This window comes from Streptomyces sp. NPDC058664 (assembly GCF_042716635.1).
In the GTDB taxonomy this organism is placed as follows: domain Bacteria; phylum Actinomycetota; class Actinomycetes; order Streptomycetales; family Streptomycetaceae; genus Streptomyces.
Genome location: NZ_JBHXRW010000001.1, coordinates 208,075 through 221,157, shown reverse-complemented (window position 1 = coordinate 221,157; position 13,083 = coordinate 208,075). Strand labels below are relative to the sequence as shown.

The following is a 13,083-nucleotide window of genomic DNA, read 5'->3' as shown; positions in this document are numbered from 1 at the left end:
CGAAGACATGCCCGAAGACATGGCCGACGGCGTGCCCGGAACCGTGTCCGGGGACGTGTCCGACATCGCACCCGAAGAGCCCGAAGAGCCGAAGCCACGCCGCCGCCAGGCGCGCGGCGAGCGCCGCATCGCGCAGCTGCTCCAGGCCGCCGCGAACGTCTTCTGCGCGAACGGCTACACGGCGGCGAGCACCAACGCCATCGCGCGCGAGGCCCACGTCTCGCCCGGCACGCTCTACCAGTACTTCCCGAACAAGGAGGCCATCGCGATCGAGCTCGGCGAGCGCCTCCTGCACCAGATGCGCGAGGCCCACGGCCAGGCGTTCACCCCGGAGAACCTGGCGCTGCCGCTGCCCGAGCTGCTCGACGCCGTGGTCGACCCGATGATCGAGTTCAACTGCGCGAACCCGGCCTTCCTCGCCCTGATGCACGGCTCCGACGCGCCCGGCCGGATCGCCGAGGAGCACGACGCCCTGCACGTCTCCCTGCTCGCCCGGGTACAGGAGGTGATCGCCCACTACGCCCCCGGCGTACCCGCGCGCGACCGCGCCCGCGTCGCCGACATGACCTTCGCGACCTTCAAGGGCGGCCTGGACCTCGTGCTCGCCGCGCCCGAGGGTCCCGAGCGGGACGCCATGATCGCCGAGCTGAAGACCCTCCTGCTCCGCTACCTCACCCCGCTGACCGCCGGGCCGCTCGCCACGCCGTGACGGGCGCCGACTGGATTTCATACCCCCTAGGGGTATAATTCGGTGTGTACGGCCCGGAACCCACGAGGAGAACCGCCATGACCGCAGAGACGAAGACCGAACTCACCACCGTCTACCAGGTCAAGGGCATGACCTGCGGCCACTGCGAGGGCGCCGTCTCCGCCGAGATCTCCGAACTGCCCGGCGTCTCCTCGGTCACGGCCGTCGCCGCCACCGGGCAGGTGACCGTCGTCTCCACCGCCCCCCTCGACGAGGAGGCCGTGCGCGCCGCCGTCGACGAGGCCGGCTACGAGCTGGTCTGACCGCTCGCCCGCACCGCCCCGCAGGGCCGTACCTTTACCGGGTACGGCCCTGCTCCCTTTCCAGCACCTTCCGGAACGCACATGACCTCCACCCCCACCGTCACGGACCCCGCCGTCACCGAGCTGACGATCGGCGGGATGACCTGCGCCTCCTGCGCGGCCCGCGTCGAGAAGAAGCTCAACCGCATGGACGGGGTGACCGCGACCGTCAACTACGCCACGGAGAAGGCGCGGATCGAGCACCCGCCGGAGGTCGGTGTCGACGAGCTGATCGCCACCGTCGTGAAGACCGGCTACACCGCCGAGGAACCCCCGCCTCCGGAGCCGGAAGGAGAACCGGAGGCGCCGGAAGGAGAACCGGGGGCACCGGAACAGCCGGACCCCGGACTCGCCTCCCTCCGGCAGCGGCTCACCGTCTCCGCGCTCCTCGCCGCGCCCGTCGTCCTGCTCGCCATGGCCCCGGCCCTCCAGTTCGACAACTGGCAGTGGCTCTCGCTCACCCTCGCCGCCCCCGTCGTCGTCTGGGGCGGGCTGCCCTTCCACCGGGCCGCCTGGACCAACCTCCGGCACGGCGCCGCCACCATGGACACCCTCGTCTCCCTCGGCACCCTCGCCGCCTTCGGCTGGTCCCTCTGGGCCCTCTTCCTCGGCGACGCGGGCATGCCCGGCATGCGGCACGGCTTCGACCTGACCGTGGACCGCGCCGACGGCGCCTCCGCGATCTACCTGGAGGTCGCGGCCGGAGTCGTCACCTTCATCCTGCTCGGCCGCTACCTGGAGGCCCGCGCCAAGCGGAAGGCGGGCGCGGCGCTCCGGGCCCTGATGGAGCTCGGCGCCAAGGACGTGGCCGCCCTCCGGGAAGGCACGGAGGTACGGATCCCGGTCGCCGCGCTGCGGACCGGCGACCTCTTCGTCGTACGCCCGGGAGAGAAGATCGCCACCGACGGCACCGTCACCGACGGCGCGTCGGCGGTCGACGCCTCCCTGCTCACCGGCGAGTCCCTGCCGCTCGACGTCACCGAGGGCGACAGCGTCACCGGCGGCTGCGTCAACGTCTCCGGCCGGCTGGTCGTCCGGGCCACCCGGGTCGGCACCGAGACCCGGCTCGCCCGGATGGCGAAGCTCGTCGAGGACGCCCAGAACGGCAAGGCCGAGGTGCAGCGGCTCGCCGACCGGGTCTCCGCCGTGTTCGTCCCCGTGGTGCTCCTCATCGCGCTCGGCACCCTCGTCACCTGGCTGCTCGTGACCGACGACCCGACCGCCGCGTTCACCGCCGCCGTCGCCGTCCTGATCATCGCCTGCCCCTGCGCCCTGGGCCTCGCCACCCCGACCGCCCTCATGGTCGGCACAGGGCGCGGCGCCCAGCTCGGCATCCTCATCAAGGGCCCCGAGGTCCTGGAATCCACCCGCCGCGTCGACACGGTCGTCCTCGACAAGACGGGGACGGTCACCACCGGCCGGATGCGACTCGTGGGAGTGCGCGTGTACGGCGGGAAGTACGGCACCGACGCCACCGACGAGGCCCGGCTGCTGCGGCTCGCGGGCGCCCTGGAGCACTCCTCCGAGCACCCGGTGGCCCGCGCGGTCGCCGCCGGCGCCGCCGAGCGCTGCGGGGAGCTCCCCGTGCCGAAGACCTTCGAGAACGTCCCCGGGCTCGGCGTACGCGGCTCCGTCGACGGCCATCTGGTCCTCGTCGGCCGCGCCGCCCTGCTCGCGGCCGAGGGCGTCGAGGTCCCGGCGGGCGCGTCCGAGCCCGGCACCCTCCACGTCGCCTGGGACGGGGTGGCCCGGGGCACCCTGACCGTCGCCGACACCGTCAAGGACACCAGCGCCGAGGCGGTCGCCCGGCTGCGCGGCCTGGGGCTTCGGCCCGTGCTGCTCACCGGGGACCACCGGGCGGTGGCGGAGGCCGTGGCGGCCGAGGTCGGCATCGACGAGGTGATCGCGGAGGTGCTGCCCGAGGAGAAGGCCGAGGTGGTCCGGCGGCTCCAGGCGGAGGGCCGGACGGTCGCGATGGTGGGCGACGGGGTGAACGACGCCGCCGCGCTCGCCGCCGCGGATCTCGGTCTGGCGATGGGGACGGGGACGGACGCGGCCATCGAGGCGAGCGATCTGACCCTGGTCCGGGGCGATCTGCGGGTCGCGGCGGACGCCATCCGGCTCTCCCGCAGGACCCTGGCGACGATCAGGGGGAACCTGGGCTGGGCCTTCGGCTACAACGTGGCGGCGCTGCCCCTCGCGGCGGCCGGCCTCCTCGACCCGATGATCGCGGGTCTGGCCATGGCCTTTTCGTCCGTGTTCGTCGTATCGAACAGCCTGCGGCTGCGGCGCTTCGCGTGAATTCACCCACACGTGACGCACAGGACCTTCACAAGGAGATCTAGATCACAGATATTGGGGGGTAACCATCTGGGCTGTTCGCGAGTCTAAGTGGGCGATGCCGAGAACGTCTTGGGGGACGTTCATGGGGAAGTCTTGGGGGACGTCCCCATTGGCAAGCGTTGGCCGGGGCACGTGCACCGGGGAGCTTTGAGCGGCCCTCCCGTACGTACCCCGGCAGACCGCATGGCCGCCCGCGCAGCTCCTGCTGACGCGGCAGACGCCCGGCCCGGATCCCGTGGGGGGAATCCGCACCGGGATATGGGAAGCGCCCCGTCTACCGACCCGTGGGGGGATCGGTAGCGGGGCGCTTCTCGCACCTTTTAAGGCTCGGCTCGCCTCCGGGGCACCGACGCGCCCCTTCGGCTCGCTCGCCGGGGGCGCCGCCAGTCCAGGTGAACCTGCTAGCGCGCCTCGACCGGGACGAAGTCGCGGAGGACCTCGCCCGTGTAGATCTGGCGCGGGCGGCCGATGCGGGAGCCCGGCTCCTTGATCATCTCGTGCCACTGGGCGATCCAGCCGGGGAGCCGGCCGAGCGCGAAGAGCACGGTGAACATCTCGGTCGGGAAGCCCATGGCGCGGTAGATCAGGCCCGTGTAGAAGTCCACGTTCGGGTAGAGGTTGCGCGAGACGAAGTACTCGTCGGAGAGCGCGTGCTCCTCCAGCTTCAGCGCGATGTCGAGCAGCTCGTCGGACTTGCCGAGGGCCGAGAGGACATCGTGCGCCGCCGCCTTGATGATCTTGGCGCGCGGGTCGAAGGACTTGTACACCCGGTGGCCGAAGCCCATCAGGCGGACGCCGTCCTCCTTGTTCTTCACCTTGCGGATGAAGGAGTCGACGTCGCCGCCGTTGGCCTGGATGCCTTCCAGCATCTCCAGGACCGACTGGTTGGCGCCACCGTGCAGCGGACCCCAGAGGGCCGAGATGCCGGCGGAGATCGAGGCGAACATGTTCGCCTGCGAGGAGCCGACCAGACGCACGGTGGAGGTCGAACAGTTCTGCTCGTGGTCCGCGTGCAGGATCAGCAGCTTCTCGAGCGCGGCGACGACGACCGGGTCGAGGTCGTACTCCTGCGCCGGGACCGAGAAGGTCATGCGCAGGAAGTTCTCGACGTACCCGAGGTCGTTGCGCGGGTAGACGAAGGGGTGGCCGATCGACTTCTTGTACGCGTACGCCGCGATCGTCGGCAGCTTGGCGAGCAGCCGGATCGTGGAGAGGTGGCGCTGCTGCTCGTCGAACGGGTTGTGGCTGTCCTGGTAGAACGTGGACAGCGCGGAGACCACCGAGGACAGCATCGCCATCGGGTGGGCGTCGCGCGGGAAGCCGCGGAAGAAGTTCTTGACGTCCTCGTGGACCAGCGTGTGCTGCGTGATCTCGTTCTTGAAGGTCGCGAGTTCGTCGACCTTGGGAAGCTCACCGTTGATCAGCAGGTACGCCACCTCAAGGAAGGTGGAGCGCTCGGCCAGCTGCTCGATGGGGTAACCGCGGTACCGCAGGATCCCCTGCTCACCGTCGAGGTAGGTGATGGCGGATTTATAGGCGGCGGTGTTGCCGTATCCGCTGTCGAGGGTGACCAGACCGGTCTGGGCTCGGAGTTTCCCGATGTCGAAGCCCTTGTCGCCGACGGTGCTCTCGACCACCGGGTAGGTGTATTCACCGTCCGCGTACCGCAGTACTACAGAGTTGTCGCTCACGTCATCCCTCACCGACGTAGTGCCTCTTCTTCGAGGTGCCCTGACTGTCTCTACCATCCCCCATTTGGCTCAGGAGAGTGCACTCGGGGTCGACCATTGGGCCAATCGGCGGCACTCAGTGCCGCCAACCTTCATATCCTGCCCCCTTCGCCCCGGTTCCGGTAGCCCTCCGTGATCTTTCACACGACGGCACGACCTGTGAGCCGGAAGGCGAGTGCGGTAAAGCGCCGGCCCGCGGAGACCGTACGGACCGCCTGGGCGATCGCCCGGCGGGAGCCCACCAGGACGACGAGCTTCCGGGCGCGGGTCACGGCCGTGTAGAGCAGGTTCCGCTGGAGCATCATCCACGCACTCATGGTGACCGGGATCACCACCGCCGGATACTCGCTGCCCTGCGAACGGTGGATGGTGACCGCGTACGCGTGGGCCAGCTCGTCCAGCTCGTCGAAGTCGTACGGCACCTCCTCGTCCTCGTCCGTCCGCACGGTCAGCCGCTGTTCGACGGCGTCCAGGGCCGTGACGACGCCGACCGTGCCGTTGAAGACCCCGTTGGCCCCCTTGTCGTAATTGTTCCTGATCTGGGTGACCTTGTCGCCGACCCGGAAGACCCGGCCGCCGAACCGCTTCTCCGGCAGGTCGGGGCGGGCCGGGGTGATCGCCTGCTGGAGCAGTCCGTTGAGCGAGCCCGCGCCCGCCGGGCCCCGGTGCATGGGGGCGAGGACCTGGACGTCACGGCGCGGGTCGAGCCCGAACTTGGCCGGAATCCGCCGGGCCGCGACCTCCACGGCGACCCGGGCGGCGTCCTCGGTCTCCTCCTCCACGAAGAGGAAGAAGTCCGGCAGCCCCTCGGTCCTGGGCGGCACGCCCGCGTTGATCCGGTGCGCGTTGGTGACGACCCCGGACTCCTGGGCCTGCCGGAAGATCCGGGTCAGCCGGACCGCCGGTACGGGGCTGCCCGGGGCGAGCAGATCGCCGAGGACCTCGCCCGCGCCCACCGACGGAAGCTGGTCCACGTCGCCCACGAGCAGCAGATGGGCGCCCGGCGCCACCGCCTTGACCAGCTTGTTCGCCAGGAGGAGATCGAGCATGGAGGCCTCGTCGACCACGATCAGGTCGGCGTCGAGGGGCCGGTCCCGGTCGTAGGCCGCGTCACCGCCGGGCTTGAGCTCGAGGAGCCGGTGGACGGTGGAGGCCTCGGCGCCGGTCAGCTCGGCGAGCCGCTTGGCGGCCCGGCCGGTGGGGGCGGCGAGGACGACCTTGGCCTTCTTCGCGCGGGCCAGCTCCACGATGGAGCGGACCGTGAAGGACTTGCCGCAGCCCGGTCCGCCGGTGAGCACGGCGACCTTACGGGTGAGGGCGAGCCGCACGGCCTCCTCCTGCTCGGGCGCGAGCGTGGCCCCGGTCCGGTCCGCGAGCCAGGCCAGCGCCTTGTCCCAGGCCACGTCCCGGAAGCCGGGCATCCGGTCCTCGTCGGTGCCGAGGAGCCGGCGGAGCTGTCCGGCGAGCGACAGCTCGGCCCGGTGGAAGGGGATCAGGTACACGGCGGTGACGGGCGTCCCCTCGGGGCCCGGCACCACCTCCCGCACGACCCCCTCGGGGTCCTCGGCGAGCTCGGCCAGGCACTCGATGACGAGACCCGTGTCGACCTGGAGGAGCTTCACCGCGTCGGCGATCAGCCGCTCCTCGGGCAGGAAGCAGTGGCCCTGGTCGCTCGACTGCGACAGCGCGTACTGCAGTCCCGCCTTCACCCGGTCCGGACTGTCGTGCGGTATGCCCACGGACTGGGCGATCTTGTCGGCGGTGAGGAAGCCGATGCCCCAGACGTCGGCGGCGAGCCGGTAGGGCTGGTTCCGCACGACGGAGATCGAGGCGTCCCCGTACTTCTTGTAGATCCGGACCGCGATGGAGGTGGAGACGCCGACGCCCTGGAGGAAGACCATGACCTCCTTGATGGCCTTCTGCTCCTCCCAGGCCTCCGCGATCTTCTTCGTGCGCTTCGGGCCAAGCCCGGGAACCTCGATGAGACGGGTGGGTTCGTTCTCGATGATGTCGAGCGTGTCCAGGCCGAAGTGCTGGGTGATGCGGTCGGCGAAGACCGGGCCGATGCCCTTGACCAGGCCGGAGCCGAGATAGCGGCGGATGCCCTGGATGGTGGCGGGCAGGAGGGTCGTGTAGTTGTCGACGGTGAACTGCTTGCCGTACTGCGGGTGGGAGCCCCAGCGGCCCTCCATCCGCAGCGACTCCCCCGGCTGCGCCCCGAGCAGCGCGCCGACCACCGTGAGCAGGTCACCGGCGCCGCGGCCGGTGTCGACGCGGGCGACCGTGTACCCGCTCTCCTCGTTGGCATAGGTGATCCGCTCCAGGACCCCTTCGAGCACTGCCGGACCGCGACCCTCGTTGGACATGTTTCGAAGGTAGCGAAAGCCTCGGACACCGTGGGGCCGGGAGGCGCGCCTGTGGACGGCGTCCGACGGCCCGGAGCTCTCATGTATAAGACGTGGGCGCTCTTCCCGCATGACACACGTGGAGGGTGATCATGGGTGTGACCGACGTGGACGTGGACGACGACGTACTCGCCGAGGCCGCGAAACTGCTCGGTACGACCACGAAGAAGGACACGATCAACACGGCGCTCGAAGAAGTCATAAGGCGCCATCGCCGCAGGGCCGCGTACCAGCGCCTCGCGGAGCGGGGCGCACGAGGTGAACTGGAGCCCACACGCCGAGCATGGGAAGCCCGCAAGGCCGCCCAGCACGGCGAGGACGCCGAGTGATCACGTACCTCATCGACACCAGTGCGTACGTCCACCTCGGCATCGATCCCGCCGCGCACCGCCGTTGGGACGCCGAGATCGAAACGGGTGCCATCGGCATGTGCGAGGCCACCAGGGCGGAAATTCTTTTCACCGCCACCGGCCCGGACGACCGTGACGAGATCGACGAGACCCTCTCCGCCATGTTCGGAACCGTGCGCGTCCCCAAGGACGCATGGCGATGGGTGGAAACCGCCCAGTACAAGCTGACGCAGAAGGGCCGGCACCGCGCGGCGGGCGTCGTCGATCTCCTTCTCTGCGCCACGGCGGTCCACCACGGGTTGACCATCCTGCACCGGGACAACGACTTCGCCACGGTCGCCCGCGTTCTCAAGGGGGTCGAGCAGCACGACGTCCGGCACCTGGGCGGGTGACCGCTCACAGGCGGCGCGCCGCGCCCCGTACGCCCACGGCCGCCCGGCCCCGCACGGCCGGGCGGCCTCGCCTCGGCCCCTCCGCACCGGGGCCGGGCAGCTCGATGGAGCCGGTCAGACCGCCAGGAAGCGCTCCAGCGTCTCCTCGAGGACCTCCACGCCGTCCCGGACCCACAGGTCGTCGTTGAAGAGCTCCACCTCGACCGGGCCCGTGTAGCCCGCCTTCTCGACCAGGTCCACCCAGGCCCGGAGGTCGATGCAGCCGGTGCCCAGCTGGCCACGGCCGTTGAGGACTCCGGCCGGCAGCGGGGTGGTCCAGTCGGCGAGCTGGAAGGTGTGGATCCGGCCCTCCGCGCCCGCGCGTTCCACCGCCGCCGGGGCGCGGTCGTCCCACCACAGGTGGTACGTGTCGACGGTGACGCCCACCTGGGAGGCGGGGAAGCGCTCCGCGATGTCCAGCGCCTGGTCGAGGGTGGAGACCGCGCACCGGTCGGAGGCGTACATCGGGTGGAGGGGTTCGACGGCGAGGCGGACGCCGCGCTCCCCCGCGTAGGGGGCGAGCGCCCCGATCGCCTCCGCGATGCGGGCGCGGGCCGACGGCAGGTCGGGGCAGGCGGGGGTGAGGCCGCCGGAGACCAGGACGAGGGTGTCGGTGCCGAGCGTCACCGCCTCGTCGATCGCCGCGCGGTTGTCCTCCTCCCAGCCGTCCGAGGTGAAGAAGCCGCCCCGGCAGAGGGTGGTGACGGTGAGGTCCGCGTCCCGGACGAGAGCGGCGGCCGCCTCGACTCCGTACTTCTGGACGGGTTCCCGCCACAGGCCCACGCCCGGGATGCCGAGGCGGACGCAGTGGGCGACGAGGTCGGGCAGGGCGAGCTGCTTGACCGTCATCTGGTTGATGCCGAAGCGGTCCAGGTTCACTGCGGGACTCCGTACACCGTGAGGAGGGATCGCATCCGGGCCTCGGCGAGCGCCGGGTCGGGGAACAGGCCGAGGCCGTCGGCGAGTTCGTACGCGCGCGCGAGGTGCGGCAGCGAGCGGGCGGACTGCAGGCCGCCGACCATCGTGAAGTGGTCCTGGTGGCCGGCCAGCCAGGCGAGGAGGACGACGCCCGTCTTGTAGAAGCGGGTCGGGGTCTGGAAGAGGTGCCGGGAGAGGGCGACCGTCGGGTCGAGGGTCGCCCGGAAGCCGTCGACGTCGCCCGTGTCCAGGGTCCTGACCGCGTCCGCCGCCAGCGGGGCCAGCGGGTCGAAGATGCCGAGGAGGGCGTGGCTGAAGCCCTGTTCGTCTCCCGCGATGAGCTCCGGGTAGTGGAAGTCGTCGCCCGTGTAGCAGCGGACGCCTTCCGGGAGGCGGCGGCGCAGTTCGACCTCGCGGCGGGCCTCGAGGAGGGAGACCTTGATGCCGTCGACCTTGTCGGGGTGGGCCTTGATCACGTCGAGGAAGGTCTCGGTGGCGGCGTCGAGGTCGGCGGAGCCCCAGTAGCCCTCCAGCGCCGGGTCGAACATCGGGCCGAGCCAGTGCAGGATGACCGGCTCGCTCGCCTGGCGGAGGAGGTGGCCGTACAGGTCGAGGTAGTCCTCGGGGCCGGAAGCGGCGGCGGCCAGAGCGCGGGAGGCCATCAGGATGGCCTGGGAGCCGGTCTCCTCGACGAGCGCGAGCTGCTCCTCGTACGCCTTGCGGACCTCGGCCAGGCCGGCGGGTCCTGTGAGCTGGTCGGTGCCGACGCCGCAGGCGATCAGGCCGCCCACGCCGCGCGCCTCCGCCGCGCTGCGGCGGATCAGTTCGGCGGCCCCGGTCCAGTCGAGGCCCATGCCGCGCTGGGCGGTGTCCATGGCCTCGGCGACCCCTAGCCCCTGGGACCAGAGGTGGCGGCGGAAGGCGAGGGTGGCGTCCCAGTCGACGGCGGCCGGGGAGTCGGGGCTGGTGTCGGCGGAGGGGTCGGCGACGACGTGGGCGGCGGAGAAGACCGTACGGGAGGTCAGCGGGCCGGTCGCGGTGAGCGCGAGCGGCTCGGCGCGGGGGGCGTACTCCCGTACGCCGCCGTCGGGTTCGGGCAGGCGGATCACAGAGCGCCTCCAAGGATGCCCCGGCCTTCAGACCGGGGAGGAACCGGACCACTGTGGAGCAAGGAGGGAAGCGACGAATCACCGTCAGGATGGTTCGCCGCCCGGCTCAGCAGCGGCGCGCTCGACCTCCAGGCGGTACACGATCTCGGAATTGAGAGATCTGCGGGCGGACTTGGCCTGAGCGACCAGCCATTCATGGAGGTCGGCCGGAAGGCGGAGAGTGATGCGCGTTGTCTCATTCATGACTCCAGAATAGTGTCATTCTGACTGATAGGAGGCGATAGAGTGACACCATGGCGACGCAGCGGGGAGTCAGGAGTGCCGGGCATGCCCGGTTCACCTACCGGCTTCGCGTGTCGTCGGCCGCCCGCACCGGCTTGGAAGCCGAGTGGGCGCGGTGTCGGTGGATCTGGAACGAGTGCGTGGCCCGGTCGAAGAAGGCCCACGCCGAGAACGAGAAGTGCGGCCCGGCCGGACTGGACAGGATGCTGACCGAGGCTCGCGGCCGCACGCCGTGGCTGGCAGAAGGCTCCTCGGTGCCGCAGCAACAGCTGATCCGCGACTTCGGGAAGTCGCGCACCAAAGCGCTCAAGGACGTCAAGGGCCGGATGCCGGTGCACCGCCGGGCCGGGATGCCGAGGTACAAGAAGAAGCGCGAAGCTCTGCCGACGCTGAACTACACCAAGCGTGGGTTCCGTCTCAAGGACGGCCGGCTGTACTTGGCAGGCAGGATCGTCCTGACGGTGGTGTGGTCCCGCCATCTGCCTGCCGAGCCTTCTTCGGTGCGCGTGTACCGCGACAGCGTCGGCCACTGGTACGCCTCGTTCGTCGTCCCTGTCGAAGTCCAACCGCTCGCCGGGACCGGCCGCGTGCTCGGCGTCGACTGGGGGGTGAAAGAGACGGCCACCACGACCAGCGACGCGTACGACCTCCCCCACGCCGAACACGGTCGAAAGGCCCACGGCAGGCTGGCTCGGTACCAGCGGATGACGGCCAGACGCAAACCTGCCAAGGGGCAAGCCGGAACGAAGGGCTATCGCGAAGCGAAGAAGCACGTCGCCAAGCTGCACAAGAAAGCAGTCCGGCAACGGCAGGACACCGCCCGCAAGTGGGCCAAGCGTGTGGTGACCGACCACGACGCGATCGCCGTGGAGGACTTCCGCCCGAAGTTCCTCGCCAAGTCGACCATGGCGCGCAAGGCGGCGGATGCCGCCATCGGCGCCACCAAGCAGGCCCTGATCGAGATGGGCCGCAAGCACGGGCGCGACATCCGCCTGGTGCACCCCGCGCACACCACTATGGACCGCGCGTCGTGCGGAGCGAGAACCAAGCACGCACTTCCTCTTTCGGAACGTACCTACACCTGCACCACGTGCGGAGTTGCCTCTCCCAGGGATAAGAACTCCGCTCGCGTGATGCTCGTCCGGGCTGGTCTGAACCCGGCTGGTGTCGAGGGCGTAAGACTTCCTGGAGCGCCGCTCCAGGAAGCAGCCTGAGCCAGGAATCCCCACCCTTTCGGGGAGGGGAGCAGTCAAAGGGAGACCTCCGGGACGTCGAGGCGGCGGCCCTCGGCGGCGGACCTCAGGCCCAGCTCGGCGAGCTGGACGCCACGGGCGCCGGCGAGCAGGTCCCAGTGGTAGGGCTCGCCGAGGGTGACGTGCCGCAGGAACAGCTCCCACTGGGCCTTGAAGCCGTTGTCGAACTCGGCGTTGTCGGGGACCTCCTGCCACTGGTCGCGGAAGGACTCGGTGGCCGGGATGTCGGGGTTCCAGACGGGCTTCGGGGTGGCCGAGCGGTGCTGGACGCGGCAGCCGCGCAGTCCGGCGACGGCGGAGCCGTGGGTGCCGTCGACCTGGAACTCGACGAGTTCGTCGCGGTTGACGCGGACCGTCCAGGAGGAGTTGATCTGGGCGATGGCGCCGCCCTCCAGCTGGAAGATGCCGTACGCGGCGTCGTCGGCGGTGGCCTCGTACGGCTTGCCCTGCTCGTCCCAGCGGCGCGGGATGTGCGTCGCGACGTGCGCGCTGACGCTGGTGACCCGGCCGAAGAGCTCGTGGAGCACGTACTCCCAGTGCGGGAACATGTCGACGACGATGCCGCCGCCGTCCTCCGAGCGGTAGTTCCAGCTGGGGCGCTGGGCGTCCTGCCAGTCGCCCTCGAAGACCCAGTAGCCGAACTCCCCGCGTACGGAGAGGATCTCGCCGAAGAAGCCGCCGTCGATGAGGCGCTTGAGCTTGAGCAGGCCCGGCAGGAACAGCTTGTCCTGGACGACGCCGTGCTTGACGCCCTTGTCGAAGGCGCGTCCGGCGAGCTCCAGGGCGCCCGCCAGGTCCGCCGCCATCGGCTTCTCGGTGTAGATGTGCTTTCCGGCGTCGATGGCCTTGGTGAGCGCGTCGACGCGGGCGGAGGTGACCTGGGCGTCGAAGTAGATGTCGACGCTGTCGTCGGCGAGGACGGCGTCGAGGTCGGTGGACCACTCGGTGAGGCCGTGCTTCTCGGCGAGCGCGCGCAGGGCGTGCTCGCGGCGGCCGACGAGGACGGGCTCGGGCCAGAGGGTCTCGCCGTTGCCGAGGTCGAGGCCGCCCTGTTCGCGCAGGGCGAGGATCGAGCGGACGAGGTGCTGGCGGTAGCCCATGCGCCCGGTGACGCCGTTCATGGCGATACGTACGGTCCTGCGTGTCATGAAATGTTCCTCTCACCGGTGGTCCGCGTTCTTGAGGGAAGCGAAGATAGAAAGCGCTTTCCAT

The 13,083-nt window shown here is 70.5% G+C and carries 12 protein-coding genes; 6 read left to right on the top strand and 6 right to left on the bottom strand.

Annotated elements, in window-relative coordinates; genetic code table 11:
• Window positions 1-19: 19 nt before the first annotated feature.
• The 3 genes from ACFWUY_RS01020 to ACFWUY_RS01010 all read left to right on the top strand — a co-directional run bounded on the left by ACFWUY_RS01020 (window position 20) and on the right by ACFWUY_RS01010 (window position 3,351).
• Window positions 20-709 carry a TetR/AcrR family transcriptional regulator gene (locus ACFWUY_RS01020; RefSeq protein ID WP_384100824.1) on the top strand — a complete coding sequence of 230 codons (690 nt, stop codon included), beginning with the start codon at window positions 20-22 and terminating at the stop codon, window positions 707-709.
• A gap of 77 nt (window positions 710-786) precedes the next feature.
• A complete protein-coding gene (locus ACFWUY_RS01015; protein ID WP_384100549.1) occupies window positions 787-1,011 on the top strand; it encodes a heavy-metal-associated domain-containing protein in 225 nt (74 codons plus the stop codon).
• Window positions 1,012-1,092: 81 nt separating this feature from the next.
• On the top strand, window positions 1,093-3,351 hold the full coding sequence (locus ACFWUY_RS01010; RefSeq protein ID WP_384100547.1) for a heavy metal translocating P-type ATPase: 2,259 nt from the start codon (window positions 1,093-1,095) through the stop codon (window positions 3,349-3,351).
• Window positions 3,352-3,794: 443 nt separating this feature from the next.
• Here ACFWUY_RS01010 and ACFWUY_RS01005 read toward each other — a convergent pair whose 3' ends face one another.
• Entirely contained in the window at window positions 3,795-5,084 is a 1,290-nt protein-coding gene (locus tag ACFWUY_RS01005) for a citrate synthase (protein ID WP_384100545.1), read from the bottom strand.
• A 179-nt stretch (window positions 5,085-5,263) separates the two neighbouring features.
• The gene (locus ACFWUY_RS01000) at window positions 5,264-7,489 is read right to left on the bottom strand and encodes an ATP-dependent RecD-like DNA helicase (RefSeq protein WP_384100543.1); all 2,226 of its coding nucleotides are present in this window, start codon (window positions 7,487-7,489) and stop codon (window positions 5,264-5,266) included.
• A gap of 131 nt (window positions 7,490-7,620) precedes the next feature.
• On the opposite strand from ACFWUY_RS01000, the gene ACFWUY_RS00995 reads away from it, so the two are divergent.
• Window positions 7,621-7,857, top strand: coding sequence for a type II toxin-antitoxin system VapB family antitoxin (locus ACFWUY_RS00995; RefSeq protein ID WP_384100541.1), 237 nt, complete (start codon window positions 7,621-7,623; stop codon window positions 7,855-7,857).
• Complete coding sequence (locus tag ACFWUY_RS00990) at window positions 7,854-8,270, top strand: PIN domain nuclease (RefSeq protein ID WP_384100538.1); 417 nt, start codon at window positions 7,854-7,856, stop codon at window positions 8,268-8,270. The genes ACFWUY_RS00995 and ACFWUY_RS00990 overlap by 4 nt, the downstream gene beginning before the upstream one ends.
• A gap of 114 nt (window positions 8,271-8,384) precedes the next feature.
• On the opposite strand, the gene ACFWUY_RS00985 is transcribed toward ACFWUY_RS00990, so the two are convergent.
• The 3 genes from ACFWUY_RS00985 to ACFWUY_RS00975 all read right to left on the bottom strand — a co-directional run bounded on the left by ACFWUY_RS00985 (window position 8,385) and on the right by ACFWUY_RS00975 (window position 10,579).
• On the bottom strand, window positions 8,385-9,158 hold the full coding sequence (locus tag ACFWUY_RS00985) for a sugar phosphate isomerase/epimerase family protein (RefSeq protein WP_384100822.1): 774 nt from the start codon (window positions 9,156-9,158) through the stop codon (window positions 8,385-8,387).
• Window positions 9,159-9,184: 26 nt separating this feature from the next.
• Window positions 9,185-10,336: a dihydrodipicolinate synthase family protein gene (locus tag ACFWUY_RS00980; protein WP_384100536.1), complete on the bottom strand. Its 1,152-nt coding sequence runs from the start codon at window positions 10,334-10,336 to the stop codon at window positions 9,185-9,187.
• A gap of 84 nt (window positions 10,337-10,420) precedes the next feature.
• Window positions 10,421-10,579: an Arc family DNA-binding protein gene (locus ACFWUY_RS00975; RefSeq protein WP_384100534.1), complete on the bottom strand. Its 159-nt coding sequence runs from the start codon at window positions 10,577-10,579 to the stop codon at window positions 10,421-10,423.
• Window positions 10,580-10,629: 50 nt separating this feature from the next.
• Here ACFWUY_RS00975 and ACFWUY_RS00970 point away from each other — a divergent pair, with 50 nt between their 5' ends.
• On the top strand, window positions 10,630-11,832 hold the full coding sequence (locus ACFWUY_RS00970; RefSeq protein ID WP_384100532.1) for an RNA-guided endonuclease InsQ/TnpB family protein: 1,203 nt from the start codon (window positions 10,630-10,632) through the stop codon (window positions 11,830-11,832).
• A 35-nt stretch (window positions 11,833-11,867) separates the two neighbouring features.
• Here ACFWUY_RS00970 and ACFWUY_RS00965 read toward each other — a convergent pair whose 3' ends face one another.
• Window positions 11,868-13,019, bottom strand: a complete 1,152-nt coding sequence (locus ACFWUY_RS00965; protein ID WP_384100530.1) for a Gfo/Idh/MocA family protein — start codon at window positions 13,017-13,019, stop codon at window positions 11,868-11,870.
• Window positions 13,020-13,083 lie beyond the last annotated feature (64 nt).